This window comes from Variovorax robiniae, from assembly GCF_037889955.1.
Classification (GTDB): Bacteria; Pseudomonadota; Gammaproteobacteria; order Burkholderiales; family Burkholderiaceae_C; genus Variovorax; species Variovorax robiniae.
On record NZ_JBBKZS010000002.1, the window covers coordinates 307,778 to 326,279 of the forward strand.

20 protein-coding genes are annotated in these 18,502 nt (G+C 67.5%); 13 read left to right on the top strand and 7 right to left on the bottom strand.

Translation table 11 applies throughout. From position 1 onward, the window contains the following. Positions 1 to 34: 34 nt before the first annotated feature. The 13 genes from WKW79_RS05630 (at position 35) to mnhG (ending at position 11,877) form a co-directional block, all read left to right on the top strand. Complete coding sequence (locus WKW79_RS05630; protein WP_340334129.1) at positions 35 to 373, top strand: LapA family protein; 339 nt, start codon at positions 35 to 37, stop codon at positions 371 to 373. After that, positions 363 to 1,544, top strand: a complete 1,182-nt coding sequence (gene lapB / locus WKW79_RS05635; RefSeq protein ID WP_340334130.1) for a lipopolysaccharide assembly protein LapB — start codon at positions 363 to 365, stop codon at positions 1,542 to 1,544. Before WKW79_RS05630 ends, lapB begins: the two co-directional genes overlap by 11 nt. A gap of 112 nt (positions 1,545 to 1,656) precedes the next feature. Then, positions 1,657 to 2,172 (top strand): ComEA family DNA-binding protein, encoded by a 516-nt coding sequence (locus WKW79_RS05640; RefSeq protein WP_340334131.1) that lies wholly within the window; start codon positions 1,657 to 1,659, stop codon positions 2,170 to 2,172. A 172-nt stretch (positions 2,173 to 2,344) separates the two neighbouring features. Beyond that, positions 2,345 to 3,313, top strand: a complete 969-nt coding sequence (locus tag WKW79_RS05645) for a TRAP transporter substrate-binding protein (protein ID WP_340334132.1) — start codon at positions 2,345 to 2,347, stop codon at positions 3,311 to 3,313. A 79-nt stretch (positions 3,314 to 3,392) separates the two neighbouring features. Further along, positions 3,393 to 3,926 carry a TRAP transporter small permease gene (locus WKW79_RS05650; RefSeq protein WP_340334133.1) on the top strand — a complete coding sequence of 178 codons (534 nt, stop codon included), beginning with the start codon at positions 3,393 to 3,395 and terminating at the stop codon, positions 3,924 to 3,926. 9 nt (positions 3,927 to 3,935) lie between these two features. Further along, positions 3,936 to 5,249, top strand: a complete 1,314-nt coding sequence (locus WKW79_RS05655) for a TRAP transporter large permease (protein ID WP_340334134.1) — start codon at positions 3,936 to 3,938, stop codon at positions 5,247 to 5,249. Positions 5,250 to 5,276: 27 nt separating this feature from the next. After that, a complete protein-coding gene (gene crcB / locus WKW79_RS05660) occupies positions 5,277 to 5,654 on the top strand; it encodes a fluoride efflux transporter CrcB (RefSeq protein ID WP_340334135.1) in 378 nt (125 codons plus the stop codon). 66 nt (positions 5,655 to 5,720) lie between these two features. Further along, on the top strand, positions 5,721 to 8,678 hold the full coding sequence (locus tag WKW79_RS05665; RefSeq protein WP_340334136.1) for a monovalent cation/H+ antiporter subunit A: 2,958 nt from the start codon (positions 5,721 to 5,723) through the stop codon (positions 8,676 to 8,678). Then, entirely contained in the window at positions 8,678 to 9,040 is a 363-nt protein-coding gene (locus WKW79_RS05670; RefSeq protein WP_340334137.1) for a Na+/H+ antiporter subunit C, read from the top strand. The genes WKW79_RS05665 and WKW79_RS05670 overlap by 1 nt, the downstream gene beginning before the upstream one ends. 38 nt (positions 9,041 to 9,078) lie before the next feature. After that, on the top strand, positions 9,079 to 10,731 hold the full coding sequence (locus tag WKW79_RS05675; RefSeq protein ID WP_340334621.1) for a monovalent cation/H+ antiporter subunit D: 1,653 nt from the start codon (positions 9,079 to 9,081) through the stop codon (positions 10,729 to 10,731). After that, positions 10,728 to 11,216: a Na+/H+ antiporter subunit E gene (locus WKW79_RS05680; RefSeq protein ID WP_340334138.1), complete on the top strand. Its 489-nt coding sequence runs from the start codon at positions 10,728 to 10,730 to the stop codon at positions 11,214 to 11,216. The genes WKW79_RS05675 and WKW79_RS05680 overlap by 4 nt, the downstream gene beginning before the upstream one ends. Beyond that, a complete protein-coding gene (locus WKW79_RS05685) occupies positions 11,213 to 11,491 on the top strand; it encodes a K+/H+ antiporter subunit F (RefSeq protein WP_340334139.1) in 279 nt (92 codons plus the stop codon). Before WKW79_RS05680 ends, WKW79_RS05685 begins: the two co-directional genes overlap by 4 nt. Beyond that, a complete protein-coding gene (mnhG, locus tag WKW79_RS05690; RefSeq protein ID WP_340334140.1) occupies positions 11,488 to 11,877 on the top strand; it encodes a monovalent cation/H(+) antiporter subunit G in 390 nt (129 codons plus the stop codon). Before WKW79_RS05685 ends, mnhG begins: the two co-directional genes overlap by 4 nt. An 11-nt stretch (positions 11,878 to 11,888) precedes the next feature. On the opposite strand, the gene WKW79_RS05695 is transcribed toward mnhG, so the two are convergent. The 7 genes from WKW79_RS05695 to WKW79_RS05725 all read right to left on the bottom strand — a co-directional run bounded on the left by WKW79_RS05695 (position 11,889) and on the right by WKW79_RS05725 (position 18,499). Next, the gene (locus tag WKW79_RS05695) at positions 11,889 to 12,470 is read right to left on the bottom strand and encodes a murein hydrolase activator EnvC family protein (protein ID WP_340334141.1); all 582 of its coding nucleotides are present in this window, start codon (positions 12,468 to 12,470) and stop codon (positions 11,889 to 11,891) included. A 149-nt stretch (positions 12,471 to 12,619) separates the two neighbouring features. After that, the gene (locus tag WKW79_RS05700) at positions 12,620 to 13,573 is read right to left on the bottom strand and encodes a JmjC domain-containing protein (protein WP_340334142.1); all 954 of its coding nucleotides are present in this window, start codon (positions 13,571 to 13,573) and stop codon (positions 12,620 to 12,622) included. A gap of 166 nt (positions 13,574 to 13,739) precedes the next feature. Continuing rightward, positions 13,740 to 14,753, bottom strand: a complete 1,014-nt coding sequence (locus tag WKW79_RS05705; RefSeq protein WP_340334143.1) for an XdhC family protein — start codon at positions 14,751 to 14,753, stop codon at positions 13,740 to 13,742. 14 nt (positions 14,754 to 14,767) lie between these two features. Then, complete coding sequence (locus WKW79_RS05710; protein ID WP_340334144.1) at positions 14,768 to 15,415, bottom strand: SRPBCC family protein; 648 nt, start codon at positions 15,413 to 15,415, stop codon at positions 14,768 to 14,770. Between the two features lie 37 nt (positions 15,416 to 15,452). Then, on the bottom strand, positions 15,453 to 16,646 hold the full coding sequence (locus WKW79_RS05715) for a vWA domain-containing protein (RefSeq protein ID WP_340334145.1): 1,194 nt from the start codon (positions 16,644 to 16,646) through the stop codon (positions 15,453 to 15,455). Between the two features lie 10 nt (positions 16,647 to 16,656). Further along, on the bottom strand, positions 16,657 to 17,577 hold the full coding sequence (locus WKW79_RS05720) for an AAA family ATPase (RefSeq protein ID WP_340334146.1): 921 nt from the start codon (positions 17,575 to 17,577) through the stop codon (positions 16,657 to 16,659). Positions 17,578 to 17,710: 133 nt separating this feature from the next. After that, positions 17,711 to 18,499 (bottom strand): FAD binding domain-containing protein, encoded by a 789-nt coding sequence (locus tag WKW79_RS05725; protein WP_340334147.1) that lies wholly within the window; start codon positions 18,497 to 18,499, stop codon positions 17,711 to 17,713. Positions 18,500 to 18,502: the final 3 nt, after the last annotated feature.

Sequence of the window (18,502 nt, forward strand, 5' to 3'; positions counted from 1 at the left end):
CCAAACTAGAATCGGGCCGCCAACGGGGAACCCGATGAAATACATCCTGTGGCTGCTCAAGGCAGCCATTTTTTTTACCCTCTTCGCCTTTGCGCTGAACAACCAGCACGATGCGACGGTGAACTTTTTCTTCGGCACCTACTGGCGCGCGCCGCTGGTGCTGGTGGTGCTCGTCGCCTTCGCGGGCGGGCTGGTGGTGGGCGCGCTGGGCATGCTCCCGGGCTGGTGGAAGCACCGCAGCAGCGCCGCGAACCAGCGGCTCGCCGAGTCCTCTTCCGCATCCATCTCTGTCCCCGAGCCAACACCAGCCGCGTCCGCCGAAGCCGCGCCTCCTGCCACCGACCTGCCGATCGTGCGCCAACATGGACTTTGACTACACATGGCTGCTGGCCGGCCTGCCACTGGCCTTCGTCCTGGGCTGGCTGGCCTCGCGCTTCGACCTGCGGCAGTTGAAGATGGAAAACCGCCAGGCGCCCAAGGCGTATTTCCGGGGCCTCAATTTCCTGCTGAACGAGCAGCAGGACAAGGCCATCGACGCCTTCATCGAGGCGGTGCAGAACGACCCCGACACGCAGGAACTGCACTTCGCGCTGGGCAACCTGTTCCGCCGTCGCGGCGAATACCAGCGCGCGGTGCGCGTGCATGAGCACCTGCTGGGCCGCGGCGACTTGAGCCGTGAGGACCGCGACCGGGCGCAGCATGCGCTGGCGCAGGACTTCCTGCGCGCCGGGCTGCTCGACCGGGCCGAGGCCGCCTTGCAGAAACTGGAAGGCACGCGCTACGAGACCGAGGCGCGCCTGGCCCTGCTGGCGATCTACGAGCGTTCCCGCGAATGGGCGCAGGCTGCGACGGTGGCGCAGAAGCTCGACGAATCGGACCAGGCGAGCTATGCCACGCGACGCGCCCACCACCTGTGTGAACAGGCGGCGGAGCGGACCGCGGCAGGCGACCTCGACGCGGCCGGCGAACTGTTGCGGCAGGCGGTGGAACTTGCCCCGCAGGCGCCGCGGCCGGCCATCGACACGGCCAACCTCCAGTTGCGCAACGGCGAGGCGGCGGCCGCCTTCGATACGCTGGCCAATCTCTGCGACATCGCGCCGCTGGCCTTGCCGCTGTTCGCGGCGGCCTTGCAGCAAGCCGCCATCGCCTCGCAACGCACGGGTGAAGCGATCGCGCTGCTGCAACGGCGCTATGCCGCGTCGCCCTCGATCGATGTGCTGGAAGCGATCATCGCGATGGGCGGAAGCCCGAAGGTGCCAGACCAGGACCCGCCTGCGGATACGCCGCCAGAGCCCCGCGACGGCTACATCGCGCATCTGACGCACCATCCTTCGCTGGTGGCTGCATCGCGCTGGCTCGCCAAGGAACAATTCAACCGCGAGCAATTCCACCCGCAGGTGCAGCGCGCGCTCGATCAGGCCACGCGCCCGCTGATGCGGTATCGCTGCGCGGCCTGCGGTTTCGAGGCGCACCAGTACTTCTGGCACTGCCCCGGGTGCCAGGCGTGGGACAGCTATCCGCCGCGGCGCGTCGAAGAGTTATAGGCCCGGCGGCGCACCACCCGGTCAACGCACCGGCGGCGGGCGCCGTTGAAACGAAGCTGCCGCGCGAGTTACGCCGGCAGTTTCATTTCAACAAATCCCAGGGAGTTTTCACATGTTCAAGAAGATTGCGGCAGCGTTTGCCGCTGCGCTGTTTGCCATCTCGACCTTTGCCGCGGTCGAGGCCAACAAGGGCACCGCCGCCGAGCTCGACGGCCTCAAGGGCATTGGCCCCGCCATGTCCAAGCGCATCGTCGATGCACGCGCGCAAGGCGAGTTCAAGGATTGGGCCGACTTCATGAGCCGGGTCAAAGGCGTGAAGGAGAAGTCCGCGACCAAGCTGTCGAACGAGGGCCTCACGATCAATGGCCAGGCCTTCACACCGATGGCGAAGGGCGAGGGCAAGACGAAGAAGGACAAGAACGCCATGGCCGCCGTCGCGTCAGCTCCCGCCGCAGCGCCCGCCCCGGTCGCGGCAGCACCTGCGACCGCAGCCCCTGCGGTCAAGCCCGCTGTTGTGCCGGCGGTTGCACCAGCCGTGGCCCCGGCAGTCGCGCCCGCCACCGCGGCGGCCGCTCCCGCCGCATCCGCAGCCACCGCACCGGCCGCGAAGGCTGCCGCGAGCAAGTAAGCCGCGACTGGCTGAACGCCTCAAGCCGCCTTCGGGCGGTTTTTTTGTGCCCAGGCGCCGTGTGAATCAGGCACCCGTCAGTCCGAAAGTGGCAGGGAAACACCTCAACGATGGCCCGGTAATTGCACGTAACCTCCTGATGCATTCACCCCCATCCGCTTCTGGAGAGCCCATGATTCGCAAGTTCAGCATCGCCGTTGCCGGCCTCACCCTCGCTGCCACGTCGATGGCACAAGCCAAGTGGGACCTCCCGACCGCCTACCCCGCCACCAACTACCACACCGAGAACATCACGCAGTTTGCGAAGGACGTGGATGCGGCCACCGGTGGCAAGGTCAAGATCGCGGTGCATGCCAATGCCTCGCTGTTCAAGGCGCCCGAGATCAAGCGCGCCGTGCAAAGCGGCCAGGCCCAGGCCGGCGAGATCCTGCTGGCCAACTTCGCCAACGAGAACCCCATCTACGCGCTCGATGGCGTGCCCTTCGTCGCGACCACCTATCCCGAGGCGAAGAAGCTCTACGCCGCATCGAAGCCCGCCATCGAGAAGCTGCTGGCCGCACAGGGCATCAAGCTGCTCTTCATGGTGCCGTGGGCGCCACAGGGCATCTACACGAAGAAGGAGATCGGCTCGGTGGCCGATCTGCGCGGCATCAAGTGGCGCGCGTACAGTCCGGCGACGGCAAAGATCGCGGAACTGGTCGGGGCGCAACCCGTGCAGATCCAGCAGGCCGAACTCAGTGCCGCCATGGCGACGGGCGTGATCGAAAGCTATATGAGCTCCGGCTCGACCGGCTACGACACCAAGACCTACGAGAGCCTCAAGAACTTCTACGACACGCAGGCCTGGATCCCGAAGAACGCGGTGCTGGTGAACGCCAAGTCCTTCGACGCGCTCGAGGCCACGGCCAAGGCCGGCGTGCTCAAGGCGGCGGCCGATGCCGAGGCGCGCGGCTGGAAGGTGGCGGAAGAGAAGAACAGCGAGTACAAGCGCCTGCTCACCGAGCGGGGCATGAAGATCCACAAGCCCTCGCCCAAGCTCGACGCCGACATGCGGCAGGTCGGCGGCATCATGCAGGCCGACTGGCTGAAGGTGGCCGGTGCGGATGGCGCCGCGATCCTGGACGCCTACAAGAAGCCATGATGAAGCAATCGCCCGCCTTCCTTCTGCCGGCCCCGGACGGAGCTGACGCCCCTTCGACAGTGCGGCGAGCGACCTGACCATGCGCCGCCTGCTGGACCGCCTGTATGACGGTGCAGGCGCGCTTGCCGCGTTCTGCGTGTTCCTGATCTTCGTGCTGATGATCGTGGCCGGCGTCGGCCGCCAGGTGAACTGGCATGTGAGCGGCCTCAATGACGTGGTGGCCTGGCTGTGCGCCTCGGCTGCCTTCTTCGCGATGGCCCATGCATTCCGGCACGGCGACTTCGTGCGGGTGACCTTGGTGCTCGACAAGGTCAGCCCGAGGATGCGACGCGCCCTCGATGTCACCTGCCTGCTGATCGCCTCCGTGGCTGTGGCCTACCTCACTTACTCGGCGACCAGCTTCACCTGGGAAAGCTACGAGTTTGCCGAGATGGCGACCGGGCTGGTGGTGATCCCGATCTGGATTCCGCAATCGACCTTCGTGGTGGGCTGCTGGCTGCTGCTGATTGCGATGGTCGACGAACTGGTTGGCGTGGTCCTTGGCCACAAGCCCAGCTACCAGCGCGCCATCGAGGAGCGCCATGCCGCCGGCGACTTCTCCTCCGACGTGTAGGCCGCCACCATGACCGAAACCTTGTGGATGGGCGGGCTGCTGCTCGTCATCATGCTGGTGCTGCTGGCGGGCGGCGTGTGGATCGCCATGACGCTGGCGATCGTCGGCTGGGTCGGCCAGGCCTTCTTCACCAGCACCTTGCCGGCCAAGAACCTGTTCTCGTCCTTCTGGGAAAGCAACGCGAGCTGGGAGTTGGCGGCGCTGCCGCTCTTCATCTGGATGGGCGAGATCCTGTTTCGCACGAAGCTGAGCGAAGAGATGTTCGACGGACTGCGGCCCTGGCTCAACCGCGTGCCGGGCCGGCTGATGCACACGACCATCCTCGGCTGCGGGGTGTTCGGCTCGGTGTCCGGGTCTTCGGCGGCGACTTGCGCAACCATCGCGAAGGTGGCGCTGCCGGAGCTGAAGCGCCGAGGCTATGACGAGCAGATGGCGATCGGCTCGCTCGCCACGGCCGGCACGCTGGGCATCCTGATCCCGCCGTCGATCACGATGGTGGTGTATGCCGTCGCGGCCGACGCGTCGATCATCCGCATCTTCCTGGCGGGCTTCCTGCCGGGCTTCCTGCTGATGCTGCTGTTCTCGGGCTACATCGCCTGGTGGAGCCTGCGCCATCCCGACAAGGTACCGCCGCCGGATGCGCCGACGACGTTCATGGAGAAGATCCGTCTCTCGGGCAACCTGATTCCGTGCGCGCTGTTGATCGTCTTCATCGTGTGGGTGCTGATCGCGGGCTGGGCCACGGCCACCGAATGCGCGGCCTTCGGCGTGCTGGGTTCGCTGGCCATTGCCGCCTGGGGCAAGAGCCTGAACTGGAAGAACTTCAAGGATGCGCTGATGGGCGCGACACGCACGAGTTGCATGATCATGTTCATCCTCGCGGGTGCGGCCTTCCTGACCAAGACCATGGCCTTCACCGGCATCCCGCGCGAGCTGGCCGAATGGGTCGACAGCATGCACCTGTCGCCCTACGCGCTGATCGGCGCGCTGGTGCTGGTCTACCTGGTGCTGGGCACCGCGCTGGACGGCATCTCGATGATCGTGCTGACCAGCGCGGTAGTGCTGCCGATGATCCAGAAGGCCGGCTTCGACCTGATCTGGTTCGGCATCTTCATCGTCCTGCTGGTCGAGATCGCCGAGGTGACGCCACCGGTCGGCTTCAACCTCTTCGTGCTGCAGAACATGACCGGGAAGGACAGCAACCTGATTGCCAAGGCGGCGATCCCGTTCTTCTTCTGTCTTGTGGTCTGCATCGCGCTGATCACGCTGTTCCCCGGCATCGTGACCAGCCTGCCCGACCTGGTGATGGGGGCGGAGAAGTAGTCAGGTCGGCTGGGGATAATCGCCCGCATGTTCCTGAACGCTTTGGTGATCTGTTCCGCCGCCTGTGTCGGCGCTCTCATGCGATGGGGCTTCGCGACCTGGCTCAACCCCGGCAGCGTGTTGCCGTGGGGCACGCTCGCGGTCAACCTCATCGGCGGCTACCTGATCGGCATCGCGATCGGCTTCTTCCAGGGCATGCCCGATCTCGATCCGGCCTGGCGGCTCATGGTCATCACCGGCTTCCTCGGGACGCTGACCACCTTCTCGAGCTTTTCGGCGGAGACGGTGGCCATGCTGATGAACGGGCGCCTGGGGCTCGCCTTCGCCACCATCGCCTTGCACCTGGGCGGGTCGCTGTGCCTGACGTGGCTGGGTATCCGGACCGTGCAGGCCGTCGTCGCGTAAGTCCTCGGGCCTTTCAAGGGGCATTTATCCCTGAAGTGCAAAACGGTCGATCAATAATCGACCGCAATGCCACTGGTCCTCCTCGTCGCCCTCCCCTTCATTGCCAGCGTGTTGGCGGCTGCAATGCCATCGGACGCGCGCAATCGGGAGTCGACACTGGCGGGCCTGGTTGCGCTGGGTTGCGCGGCACAGGTCGCCTGGCTGTTCCCTCGCGTGGCCGGCGGCGAGGTGATCCGCGAGCGCTTCGAATGGCTGCCCTCCCTCGGGCTCGACCTGGTCTTCCGGCTCGACGGCTTCGCTTGGCTCTTCTGCATGCTGGTGCTCGGCATCGGCGCGCTGGTGGTGCTCTATGCGCGCTACTACATGTCGCCGTCGGACCCGGTGCCGCGCTTCTTCGCCTTCTTCCTGGCCTTCATGGGCGCCATGATGGGCGTGGTGCTGTCGGGCAACCTGGTGCAGATGGTGGTCTTCTGGGAGCTGACCAGCCTGTTCTCCTTCCTGCTGATCGGCTACTGGCACCACCGCCGGGACGCGCGGCGCGGTGCGCGCATGGCACTGACCGTGACGGGCGCGGGCGGGCTGTGCCTGCTGGGGGGCGTGCTGGTGCTGGGGCGCATCGTCGGCAGCTACGATCTCGATGCGGTGCTGGCCTCGGGCGCGAAGATCCGGGCGCACGCGCTGTATCCGGTGATGCTGGTGCTGGTGCTGCTGGGCGCCTTCACCAAGAGCGCGCAGTTTCCCTTCCACTTCTGGCTGCCGCGCGCCATGGCCGCGCCGACGCCGGTGTCGGCCTACCTGCATTCGGCCACGATGGTGAAGCTGGGCGTGTTCCTGCTGGCGCGCCTGTGGCCGGTGCTGTCGGGCACCGACCAATGGTTCTGGATGGTCGGCGGCGCCGGCGCCATCACGCTGCTGCTGGGCGGCTTCGTCGCGATGTTCCAGCGTGACCTGAAGGCGCTGCTGGCCTATTCGACGATCTCGCACCTGGGGCTGATCGTACTGCTGCTGGGGCTCAACTCCACGCTGGCCGCCGTGGCCGCGGTGTTCCACGTCATGAACCACGCGACCTTCAAGGCCTCGCTGTTCATGGCCGCCGGCATCATCGACCACGAGAGCGGCACCCGTGACATCCGCAAGCTCAGCGGCCTGCTCAAGCTGATGCCGATCACCGGCACGCTGGCGATCATCGCGAGCGCGGCGATGGCAGGCGTGCCGCTGCTCAACGGCTTCCTGTCGAAGGAGATGTTCTTCGCCGAGGCGGTGCTGGTCGAGGCAGCGCCCTGGGTCGAATGGACGCTGCCCGTCATCGCCACGCTGGGCGGGATCTTCAGCGTCACCTACTCGTCGCGCTTCGTGTTCGACGTCTTCTTCGGCCCGCCCTGCGGCGACGATGTGCCGAAGACGCCGCACGAACCACCGCACTGGATGCGCGTGCCGGTCGAGTTGCTGGTGCTGCTGTGCCTGGTGGTGGGCGTGGCACCGGCATGGTCGGTGGGTCCGTTGCTGGCCGCCGCCGCCCGGCCGGTGGTGGGCGGCACGTTGCCCGAGTACAGCCTGGCCTTGTGGCATGGCTTCAACCTGCCCTTGCTGATGAGCTTCATCGCGCTGGCGGGCGGCCTTGCCTTGTTCATGCTGCAACGACGACGACGCGATCAAGGCGGGCTGGCACGCACGCCGTTCCTGCATCACTTCGACGGCCAGCGCATCTTCGAGAACATGATCGCGCGGATGAGCGAGGCGGGGCGACGCGGCCGAAGGCTGCTGAGCACGCGCCGCCTGCAGCCGCAGTTGCTGTTGCTGATCCTGGTGGCGATGGTGCTGGCAGCCATGGCGCTGTGGTTGACGCCGGCATCGCGTGGCACGCGAGAGCTGCTGCCCTTCTCGACGATGTTCGCGATGACGTGGTTGATTGGCTGTACCTGTGCCGTGGCTGCCGCATGGCAGGCGAAGTTCCACCGGCTGGCGTCGCTGATGCTGGCGGCGGGCGCGGGGCTCACCTGCTGCATCACCTACATCTGGTTCTCCGCGCCCGACCTCGCGCTGACGCAACTGGTGGTCGAAGCGGTGACCACGGTGCTGATCCTGCTGGGCCTGCGCTGGCTGCCGCTGCGCAAGGCGACGGTGCAACCGATGCATGCGCGCCTGCGGCTCTGGGGCCGGCGCGGCCGCGACCTGCTGGTGGCCGGTTGCGCCGGCAGCGGGATGGCGCTGCTGGCCTGGCTGATGATGACGCGGCCTTTCCCGCTCAGCATCTCGCCTTTCTTCCTCGACCGCGCGATGACCGAGGGCGGCGGGGCCAACGTGGTCAACGTGATGCTCGTCGACTTCCGCGGCTTCGACACCTTCGGCGAGATCACGGTGCTCGGCGTGGTGGCGCTCACGGTGTATGCGCTGCTGCGGCGCTTCCGGCCCGCGCCCGAGTCGATGGCGCTGCCTTCGCAGCAGCGCGAGCAAGGCGATGACGGCAGCAGCGACCTGCTGAACCCGCGGCTCGCGAAGGACACGGCCGTGGGCTACCTGATGGTGCCGGCGGTGCTGATCCGGCTGTTGCTGCCGGTGTCGGTGCTGGTGTCGGTCTACTTCTTCATGCGCGGGCACAACGCGCCGGGCGGCGGCTTTGTTGCCGGGCTGGTGATGTCGGTGGCGCTGCTGCTGCAGTTCATTGTGTCGGGCACGGAGTGGGTGGAGGAGCATCTGCGCATCTATCCGCGCAGGTGGATCGCGGTCGGCATGCTGGTGGCGTTGGCGACCGGCGGCGGGTCGGTGCTGCTGGGCTATCCCTTCCTGACGACACACACCGCCCACCTGCATCTGCCGCTGCTCGGCGAGATCCACGTTCCGAGCGCGGCGCTGTTCGACGTCGGCGTGTTCTCGATCGTGCTGGGCTCGACCATGCTGATCCTGCTGGCGCTCGCCCACCAGTCGATTCGCAGCCATCGCTGGGTGGCGGAGCAGGAGGAAAAGGAGGCGGAGCGCCTGGCCGCTGCTGCCACCGCATCCGCCGACGCCGGAGGTACCCGCTGATGGAAGCCGTGCTCGCCATCGCCATCGGCGTGCTCACCGGGTCGGGCGTATACCTGCTGCTGCGGCCGCGCACCTTCCAGGTGATCATGGGGCTCACGCTGGTGTCGTATGCGGTGAACCTGTTCATCTTCAGCATGGGCCGGCTGATGGTCGACAGCGAGCCGGTTCTGACGCCGGGCATCCGCGCCACGCTGGCCAACACCGCCGACCCGATGCCGCAGGCACTGGTGCTCACCGCCATCGTCATCGGCTTCGCGATGACCGCCCTGTTCCTGGTGGTGATGCTGGCATCGCGCGGCCTCGCGGGCAATGACCATGTGGACGGCGACAAGCGGGCGGACAGCGAGGAATCCGAGCCGTGAACGTCACGCAACTGCTCGACCGCTTGCTGGACGCCACCATGCCGCACCTGGTGGCCGTGCCAATCCTCGTGCCAATGCTCACGGCGGCGCTCATGTTGCTGCTCAACGAGAAGCGGCGCCGCGAGAAGGCGGTGCTGAGCGTGGTGTCGGGCCTGATCGGGATGATCTCCGCGCTGGCCTTGTTGCGCTGGGTGAACGCTCCCGACGTGGGCGGCGGGGCCGGTTCCATCGGGGTGTACCTGCCGGGCAACTGGCGCGCTCCCTTCGGCATCGTGCTGGTGGCCGACCGGCTCTCGACGCTGATGGTGGCGCTCACGGGCGTGATCGGCTTCGCGGCCTCGATCTACTCGACCTCGCGCTGGGACCGCGCGGGGGTGCACTTCCACGCGCTGCTGCAGTTGCAATTGATGGGGCTGAACGGCGCCTTCCTCACAGGCGACCTGTTCAACCTCTTCGTGTTCTTCGAGGTGATGCTGGCCGCGTCCTATGGCCTGCTGCTGCACGGCTCGGGCCGGCTGCGTGTGCAGGCAGGGCTGCACTACATCGCGATCAACCTGGCCGCCTCCTCGCTGTTCCTGATCGGCGCGTCGATGCTCTATGGCGCCACCGGCACCTTGAACATGGCGGACCTCGGCATGCGTATCGCGCAGATCGCGCCGGCCGACCGCGGACTGGTGCATGCGGCGACGGCCATCCTCTTCACCGCCTTCCTGGCCAAGGCCGGCGCCTGGCCACTCAACTTCTGGCTGGTGCCGGCCTACAGCGCGGCCGTGTCGCCGGTCAGCGCGGTGTTCGCGCTGCTGACCAAGCTCGGCATCTACACCATCCTGCGCCTGTGGACGCTGATGTTCGCGCCGGACACGGGGGCTTCGGCGCAGTTCGGCCACAACGTGCTGATGGCGCTCGGCATGATGACGCTGTTTGTCGGTGCGCTGGGCATTGTCGGCACGCAGCGCATGTCGAACCTGGCCGGCTTCAGCGTGCTGGTGTCGGCCGGAACGCTGCTGACGGCCATCGGCCTCGGACAGCCCGCCGTGTGGGCCGGGGCGATCTACTACCTGCTGAGTTCGACGCTGGCGGTGAGCGCCTTCTTCCTGCTCATCGACATGATCGAGCGCTGGCGCAACCTGGGCGCCAGCATCGCGCCGCACGAGATCGCCGACCACGCGCCTTTCCTCGCCCCCGACCTGCGGCCCCTGGATGGCGTGAACCTCGACGACGAGGAGCAGGCGATCCTCGGTCGAGCCATTCCGGCGGGCGTCGCCCTGCTGGGGCTGGGCTTCGGTTGCTGCACGCTGTTGCTCGCGGGCATGCCGCCCTTGTCGGGCTTCCTCGGCAAGTTCGCGATGCTCTCGGGCCTCCTTGGTGCGCGCGAGATGGGGGCCTCGGGATGGATGTTCATCCTGTTGCTGCTGGTGTCGGGCTTCTTCACGCTGGTGGCGATGACCCGCACCGGCATCCGCCACTTCTGGACCCAGCCCGTGGAGGCGCCGCCCGCGTTGCGCGCCGTCGAGGTGTTGCCGGCCGCGGCGCTGCTGTTCTGCTGCGTGGCACTGACGACCCAGGCAGGCCCGGTGATGCAGCACGCCACGGCGACGGCCAAGGGCCTGTTCACCCCGACCGCCTACCGCAAGGCCGTGATGGGTGCGCGGCAGGTGCCCAACCCCGTTGCCGAAAGGCAGGCGCCATGAATCGCTGGCTGTCATCCCCGCCGCTGTCGGTGGTCCTCTTCGTCCTGTGGGTGCTGCTGAACCAGTCGGTGGACGCCGCCACCTTGCTGCTGGCCGCGGTGCTGGCCATTGCGGTGCCGATGCTGACCCGGAGCCTGCGACCCGCCCAGGCGCGGGTACGCCATCCGGGCCTGCTGTTCAGGCTGGCGGGCCGCGTGGCGGTGGACCTGGTGGCGTCGGCCTTCGAGGTGGCGCGGCTGCTGCTCACCCGCCGCACGGCCGCCATCTCGGCGCGCTTCGTGCGGGTGCCGCTGGACATGCGCGATCCGAGCGGGCTGGCCATGCTGGCCATGGTGCTGTGCCTCACGCCGGGCACGGCCTGGGCGGAGCTGGCGCTGGACCGGTCGACGCTGCTGATCCATGTGTTCGACCTGGACGACGAAGAGGCCTTCATCGCGCTGATCAAGCAGCGCTACGAACGCCCGCTGATGGAGATCTTCGAATGACACCCGTCTTGCTCTGGGCGCTGAAGGCGGCGCTGTTCCTGCTCGCGGTCGGCATGCTCTGCGCGCTGGCCCGCCTGCTGATCGGGCCCACCGCGCAGGACCGCGTGATGGCGCTCGACTGCCTCTACATCAACGGCATGCTGATGATGCTGGTGCTCGGCATCATCTACGCGAGCGACGTGTACTTCGAGGCGGCGCTGCTGATCGCGCTGTTCGGCTTCGTCGGGTCGATGGCGATGGCCAAATTCCTCCTGCGTGGCGAGGTGATCGAATGAACCCCAGCGATGCATTGCCGCTGTGGGCGGAGGTGCTGACCGCGGTGTTCGCCGTGCTCGGTGCCGCCTTCGCCGCAATCGGCTCCTTCGGACTGGTGCGCTTGCCGACCTTCTTCCGCCGCATCCACGCGCCGACGCTGGGCGCGACCTTCGGCGTGTGGTGCATCACGCTGGCAACCGGCATCTATTTCTCGGTGCAAGGATTGCACCTGTTCCTGCATGCGGGCCTCATCTCCCTGTTCGTCGCACTGACGGCGCCGATCACGACGATCTTCCTCATGCGTGCGGCACTGTTCCGCGCCCGCAAGGAGGACCGCGTGGCCGCCGAAGCTGCGGCCGCCCAAGGCCGCGAGGCGCCGGAAGCCGTCGCACCGGACAGCGCCTGACCGGGCGCCGTTCAGCGCACGTCGCCGTTGAGGTAGGGCTCCGGATCCTGCGCGACGCCTTGCTTGCGGATCTCGAAATGGAGCTTCACGCGGTTGGTGCCGGTGCTGCCCATCTCGGCGATCGGCTGGCCCTGGCGGACCGCGTCGTCTTCCTTGACGAGTACCTTGCCCACGTGGGCATAGGCGGTGATGAAGGTGTCGTCATGCTTGACGACGATCATCGTCCCGTATTCGGGCAAGGCGCTGCTGACCAAGACCACGCGCCCATCGCGCGCGGCCACCACCGGATCACCCGCGACGCCCGCGAAGTCGAGCCCCTTGTTGCGCTCGCGGTCGTACCGGGCCAGGATCGGACCCAGCGCCGGCCGGACATAGGCGGCTCCTGGGCGGGGCGCAACGACGGGTGGTGCAGGCGCGGGGCGCGCCGCCGGGGCGGCCGGTGGCGCCGGGGCGCTCGAAGAGGGCAATGGCGGCAGCGGCGGCAAGGGGACCCGCTCCGTGGCGCAGCCCGCCAGGCCCAGGGCCGCGACGACGCACAGGCCGTTGCGGAGGCTGCCGAAGAAAGAACCGAAAGGACTGCGTGGGTGGTGCATAGTGCCTGCCGGCCTGGATGGCTGGACGATCTGGTGGGACAAAGAGCAAGGTTTTATACCTCACAACCCATCCCTGCGGTCCACAACATGCGCACGCCCGACATCGCTGCCGCAGGCTTTGTCATCACGCGCCGCACGGCGGCCTCGTGTCAGCGCCGGAACTTGCGGACGATCTTCTTGGCCATTCGAAGCGGCGCGCCCAGGCGGTCGACGCCTGAGAAGATCGCTTCCTCGTAGCTGCCCGGCCTCGACTTCGACAGCGCGCCGATGAAGCGGCGCTTGGCCTTGTCCAGCCTGTGCGAGCGGCCGGGCGGCGTGGGCCGCAGGCCGAGCTTGCGCAGCACATAGTTGGCCTGGTAGACCGCCGCGCGTGCATCGGCCTCGGGCAGCGAATAGTGGATCGAGATGCTCACCGACACTTCATCGCCGGTGCGGGTCACGCGCGGCGACAACGGCGGGTTGTAGACCCCCACGCCAGGCCGCAGCAGGTAGTCGGTGCCGGCGCCGTCCAGTTCGCTGCGGAACTTTGCCGCCAGAGGGTTGTGGCGGTAGTAGTCCTCGATCTCTTCCTCGGTGACGACGTGGCGCTCGTTCGGAAACACCTGCATGTTCTTCGCACCGCGGACCTGCAGGATGAAAGTGTTCGAATGATCGAAGTGATACGGTGCCTCGAAGCCGGGCGGCTGGATGACGATGCTCATCCCGGCCCAGGTCATCTGCTGACGGAACTCGGTGCCCGCGGCCCGCTCGATGTCGGCCAGCACCTGCTCGTACAAGGCCCGATATTCGGGGTCGGCCTGGTCGACGAAGTTCAGTACCACCCATTCGTCACTGGCGGCAATGTCCAGCACCGAATCGCGCAGGTGGTCTCGCAGCGTCTCACGGCCCAGCCTGCGCTGCTCAGGCGTGAAATCGCGCATCCAGTTGGACTGGTCGACGGTCTTCTCGACCAGCGAGCCGAGTCGATCGATTTCAAACAGGGGATGGCTGGCGAGGTTGTGGTGAAAGGAAAACGACTGCTCGCCAACCTGGCGCCAGCGGGCGGGGTCCCGTGAATCCACCCAACGGCGGCCCGAGAAATCGACCGCTGGCGGGACAGTCACGGATAGATCATGGAGAGGGTCGCGGAACATGGGCACAAGCAGGTGAACTGGAGCTACGCCACCAATTCAGCTTGGCACCGAGCGAGACCAGCCAAATTTACTATGCTGAACGGCCGAATCCGCCCCGCTTGTCAGACGAAGCCGTAAACCCGTGAAATTTTGAGGGTCAATCTGTTTCCTGCAGCGCCTTGGCATGCGCCACTTCAGCTTCGCGCGGCAAGGTCACCGCATTCTTGACGGCCAGGATCTCCGCCATCACGCTGACCGCGATCTCGGGCGGCGTCTTGCTGCCGATGTAGATGCCGATCGGGCCGCGCAGGCGTGCCAATGATTGCTCGGTCTGGTCGAAGTGCTCGATCATGCGTTCGCGCCGCGCCTCGGCATTGCGGCGCGAGCCGATGGCGCCGACGTAGAAGGCCTCGGACTGCAAGGCCTCCAGCAGCGCCAGGTCGTCGAGCTTGGGGTCGTGCGTGAGGCCGACGACGCAACTGCGCCGATCGGGGCGGAAGGCGGTGACGGCGTCGTCAGGCATCTCGGTGGTGATGGTCACGCCGGGCACGGACCACTCGCTGCGGTATTCGTCGCGCGGGTCGCACAGGGTGACGGCAAAGCCGCTGAAGCTCGCCATGGTGGCCAGGTACTCGGCGAGCTGGCCGGCGCCGATCAGGAGCATGCGGTATTCAGGGCCGAAGGTGTTGACGAGTTCGCGCTCGTCGACGGAGAGCGCAGCCGGCGACAAGGCCGCTGCCAGCTTGACGCTGCCGTCGGCCAGCGACACGGTGCGCTGCATGAGCCTGCCTTGCTCCAGCTCGGCCACCAGCGCCTGCAGCGACGCGGCATCGGGGTCGTACTCGAGCAGCAGTTCCAGCGTGCCGCCGCACGGCAGGCCGAAGCGGTGCGCCTCGTCCGCCGTGATGCCGTACTTGACGAGCGCCGGCTTGCCGTGCGGCATGGTGCCGGGCCCGCCGTGGGCGCGCGAGTAGCGCGCGATGAGGTCGTCCTCGATGCAGCCGCCGGAGACCGAGCCGGACACCGCGCCGTCTTCCGCCAGCGCCATGATCGAGCCGACCGGCCGCGGCGACGAGCCCCAGGTGCGCACCACGGTCGTCAGCATGGCGCGGCGGCCAGCGAGGCGCCAGTCGCGCAGGTGCCGCAGCACCATCACATCCAGGTTTTCCATGGCCGCCTGTCCTCCTAGCCGCGCAGGTACATGTAGGCGCCGATGGCCACCACCACGGCCACGACGACCCAGATCCACTTCTGGCTCGAGCCACCGGCGGGTGCGGCCGAGGCCGGCATCGGCCGGGTGCGCGGCGCGAGCGAATCGATGCTGCCGAAGGAGGTGCCACCCTCTTCCTCCGCCTCGTCGTTGGCGGCGACGGCGGCGGCCGGTGCCGGGTAGCGTTCCGCCATCAGCGCATCGAAACGCTTGAAGAAGTCATCGGCCATCGACTTGGCGGCGCCATCGACCAGGCGCTGGCCCAGCTGCGCGATCTTGCCGCCGACCTGGGCCTGCACGGTGTAGCCGAGCTCGCAGCCTTCCGCGTTCGGCGTCAGCGTGACGCTGGACGCGCCCTTGCCGAAGCCCGCGACGCCGCCTTGTCCTTCGAAGGAGAGCTTGTAGCTCTGCGGCGGCACGATCTCGGTCAGCGCGACCTTGCCGGTGAACTTGGCCGACACCGGGCCGACCTTGACCGCCATGCCGACGACATAGTTGTCGTCGCCGGCGGGCTCGAACTTGTCGCATCCTGCCAGGCAGGCCTTCAGCGTGGCCGGGTCGTTGAGCGCCTCCCAGGCCTGTTGTTGAGTGACGCCAAGTTGGCGGGTGCCGAGCATTTCCATGGTGTTTCCTTCTTCTGTCCTGTCGTTGTGGCCGGGCCTATCGGCTGGCCCGCATGAGTGCGGCAAGGCTCGCGGCCAACTCTTCCAGCGCGCTCAAATTGTGGACCGCGAGCATCGCGTCCGCATGGCGGTGCAGCAATGCCGCCCCGCGCGCAAGGGGCGCATAGCCCTCGTAGCGCATCAGCGGGTTCAGCCACAGCAGCTTGCGCGAATGGCGCTTGAGCCAGAGCAGTTCCTGCTCCAGTTCGGCCGGCTCGCCGGTGTCGAGGCCGTCGCTGATGACGAGCACCAGGGTGCGGCGGCCGACGAGTCTCCGGGCGTGTTTGCGGCGCAGCTGGGTCAGCGATCCGCCGAGGCGCGTGCCGCCGGCGAAGTCGTCGATGGCGGCGCTCGCGGCTTCGAGCATGGCGTCGGTGTCGGCGATGCGGAAGGCGGGCGTGAGGTCCGTCAGGTGCGTGCCGAAGGCGAACACGTCGCGCTGGCCAGCCCGGCGCGTGGCCGCGTGCAGGAAGGCCAGCAGCAGGCGGGCATAGCGCTCCATGGAGCCCGACACGTCGACCAGGATCAGCAGCGGCAAGGGCTTCTTGCTTCGCTCCAGGCGCGGCAGGCGGATCAACTCGCCGGCAGAGCGCGCGGCCTGGTGCAGCACGCCGGGCCAGTGCATGCGCGAATGCGTGCCGGCGCCGGTGGCCACGCGCAGGCGGCGCGCGGGCAGCTTGGGCACGGGCAAGGCGATGTCACGCGCCAGGCGCTCGACCAAGCGGTATTCGGCGGCGCCGAGCGCGTTGAAGTCGGCATGCTGCATGCGCTGCCGATCGCTGGCTGTCATGGTGGTGTCGAACTCGACTTCACGCTCGTTCTTCGCCGGCATGACCTTGGCGCGCGGTGCGGCCAAGGCTTCGCGCACGCGCGGGCGGCGCTTGACTGGCTCGGCCTTGCCCTCGGCGCTGGGGAGCATCTGTTGCAGGATCTTCTTGGCCAGCTCAGGGTCGCGGAACCAGGCATCGAACAGTTCGCGGAACACCATGCGGTCCTGCTCGCGGCTGACCATCACGGATTCCATCGCGGCGGCGAAGTCCAGGCGGTTGTCGACGCCGACCAGCATCACCGCCTCGGCCGCCAGCGCGATGCGCGCCGAATCGGTGCGCACGCCGGCACGGCGCAATGCGCGGCCGAAGCTCGCCATGTTGCCGGCGAGCTTGCCGCGGCGGGCGTCGCCTAGTTGCTGCATGTTCCCGTCTTCATGCCCCTGCCTCCTCCGGCTTCAGCAGGTCGGTGGCGAGCTCATGGGTCAACGCGGCCACGTCGTCGCGTTGCTTGAAGAGGATGCCGGCTGTGTCGACCACGACTTCGGGGTCCAGTTCCAGCGTGTCCAGCGCGACCAGGGCCTTGGCCCATTCGACGCTTTCGGCAATGCCGGGGGCGCGCTGGAAGGCGTTGTTGTAGGGCGTGGAGCGCAGCTTGCCGACGAAGGCGGCCACCTGCTCCGACAGCACGTCACCTGCCTGCGGCGCCTGGGCTCGCACGATGGCCAGTTCGCGTTCACGCTCGGGGTAGTCGAGCCAGTGGTAGAGGCAACGGCGCTTGACGGCATCGTTCAGGTCGCGCGTGCGGTTGCTGGTGAGGATCGTGACCGGCGGCACGATGGCGCGCACCGTGCCCAGTTCGGGGATGCTGACCTGGTATTCACCGAGGTATTCGAGCAAGAAGGCTTCGAAGGGCTCGTCGGCGCGGTCGACTTCGTCGATCAGCAGGACGGCGCCCGGGATGGGGGCCTGCAAGGCTTGCAGCAAGGGGCGACGCACCAGGTAGCGGGGTTGGTAGACCTCGGACTCGATGTCGCTCGACGCGCCATGCGCCTCGGCCGCGCGCATGTGCAACAGTTGCGCGGCGTAGTTCCATTCGTAGAGCGCCTCGCGCTGCTCCAGGCCGTCGTAGCACTGCAGGCGCAGCAGTTCTCGCTCCAGCGCCTTCGACAGCGCCTTGGCCAGTTCGGTCTTGCCCACGCCGGGTTCGCCCTCCAGCAGCAGCGGGCGTTGCAACTTGAGCGCCAGGAACACGGCGGTCGCCAGGCGGCGGTCCGCGAAGTAGCCCGCGGCTTGCAGGGCCTGCGAGACCGCGTCGATGGTGGCAAAGGGAGCGGTCGGGGTTTCAGGAGTCATGTTGTCTTTTTACCGCGAGTTCGCTCGCAACCCCTCTGGACTTCGGGAAACACCACGGGACCGGCATCGCCGGCCCGCAGGTGCTCCCATGGCCGAAGGGTGAAAGCCGCGAGCGAAAGCGCAGCGACCTGGGCTATGCCAGCGCCTGGACCGCGCGTTGCGTGAGCACGCTGATCAGGTTGGCGCGATAGGCCGCCGACGCATGCAGGTCCGAATTGAGCTCGCTCGCATCGATCTTCACGGCGGCTGCCGACTCCGGCGTGAAGCTCTTGCTCAGCGCATTCTCCAGCCCCTTGTGCCGGAACACGCCGTTGCCCGCGCCGGTCACGGCCACGCGCACACCGCTGTCGTACTGCGCGAGGAACACGCCGACCAGCGGGAAGTGCGAGGCTTTCTGGCGCAGCTTCTCGTACACCGCCTTCTTCGGGATCGGGAAGCGGATCGCGGTGATCAGTTCGCCCTCTTCCAGCGCCGTGGTGAACAGGCCCTGGAAGAAGTCGTCCGCCGCGATCTCGCGCTTGCTGGTGACGATGGTCGCGCCCGAACCGAGCACCGCGCTCGGATAGCAGGCGGCCGGGTCGTTGTTGGCCACCGAGCCGCCGATGGTGCCCATGGCACGCACCTGGCGGTCGCCGATGCGCGAGGCCAGGTTGGCCAGCGCCGGGTAGGCGGCCTTGACGTCGGCGTTGTTGGCCACGTCGAGGTGGCGCGACATGGCGCCGACGACGAGCGTGTTGCCGTCTTTCTTGATGCCGGCGAGTTCCGCGATGCCGCCGAGGTCGACGAGTTGCTCGGGTGCCGACAGGCGCAGCTTCATCGAGGCCAGCAGCGTCTGGCCGCCGGCCAGCGGCTTGCCGCCTGCGCCAGCCAGCTTGACGGCATCGGCGACGGTGGCGGGACGTTCGAGGGTGAAGGCGTACATGGT

Excerpts from the sequence above, each read along its gene's own strand:
- WKW79_RS05630 (WP_340334129.1), top strand. The coding sequence starts at position 35 with ATGAAATACATCCTGTGGCTGCTCAAGGCAGCCATTTTTTTTACCCTC.
- lapB (WP_340334130.1), top strand. The coding sequence starts at position 363 with ATGGACTTTGACTACACATGGCTGCTGGCCGGCCTGCCACTGGCCTTC.
- WKW79_RS05640 (WP_340334131.1), top strand. The coding sequence starts at position 1,657 with ATGTTCAAGAAGATTGCGGCAGCGTTTGCCGCTGCGCTGTTTGCCATC.
- WKW79_RS05645 (WP_340334132.1), top strand. The coding sequence starts at position 2,345 with ATGATTCGCAAGTTCAGCATCGCCGTTGCCGGCCTCACCCTCGCTGCC.
- WKW79_RS05650 (WP_340334133.1), top strand. The coding sequence starts at position 3,393 with ATGCGCCGCCTGCTGGACCGCCTGTATGACGGTGCAGGCGCGCTTGCC.
- WKW79_RS05655 (WP_340334134.1), top strand. The coding sequence starts at position 3,936 with ATGACCGAAACCTTGTGGATGGGCGGGCTGCTGCTCGTCATCATGCTG.
- crcB (WP_340334135.1), top strand. The coding sequence starts at position 5,277 with ATGTTCCTGAACGCTTTGGTGATCTGTTCCGCCGCCTGTGTCGGCGCT.
- WKW79_RS05665 (WP_340334136.1), top strand. The coding sequence starts at position 5,721 with ATGCCACTGGTCCTCCTCGTCGCCCTCCCCTTCATTGCCAGCGTGTTG.
- WKW79_RS05670 (WP_340334137.1), top strand. The coding sequence starts at position 8,678 with ATGGAAGCCGTGCTCGCCATCGCCATCGGCGTGCTCACCGGGTCGGGC.
- WKW79_RS05675 (WP_340334621.1), top strand. The coding sequence starts at position 9,079 with ATGCCGCACCTGGTGGCCGTGCCAATCCTCGTGCCAATGCTCACGGCG.
- WKW79_RS05680 (WP_340334138.1), top strand. The coding sequence starts at position 10,728 with ATGAATCGCTGGCTGTCATCCCCGCCGCTGTCGGTGGTCCTCTTCGTC.
- WKW79_RS05685 (WP_340334139.1), top strand. The coding sequence starts at position 11,213 with ATGACACCCGTCTTGCTCTGGGCGCTGAAGGCGGCGCTGTTCCTGCTC.
- mnhG (WP_340334140.1), top strand. The coding sequence starts at position 11,488 with ATGAACCCCAGCGATGCATTGCCGCTGTGGGCGGAGGTGCTGACCGCG.
- WKW79_RS05695 (WP_340334141.1), bottom strand. The coding sequence starts at position 12,470 with ATGCACCACCCACGCAGTCCTTTCGGTTCTTTCTTCGGCAGCCTCCGC.
- WKW79_RS05705 (WP_340334143.1), bottom strand. The coding sequence starts at position 14,753 with ATGGAAAACCTGGATGTGATGGTGCTGCGGCACCTGCGCGACTGGCGC.
- WKW79_RS05710 (WP_340334144.1), bottom strand. The coding sequence starts at position 15,415 with ATGGAAATGCTCGGCACCCGCCAACTTGGCGTCACTCAACAACAGGCC.
- WKW79_RS05715 (WP_340334145.1), bottom strand. The coding sequence starts at position 16,646 with ATGCAGCAACTAGGCGACGCCCGCCGCGGCAAGCTCGCCGGCAACATG.
- WKW79_RS05720 (WP_340334146.1), bottom strand. The coding sequence starts at position 17,577 with ATGACTCCTGAAACCCCGACCGCTCCCTTTGCCACCATCGACGCGGTC.
- WKW79_RS05725 (WP_340334147.1), bottom strand. The coding sequence starts at position 18,499 with ATGTACGCCTTCACCCTCGAACGTCCCGCCACCGTCGCCGATGCCGTC.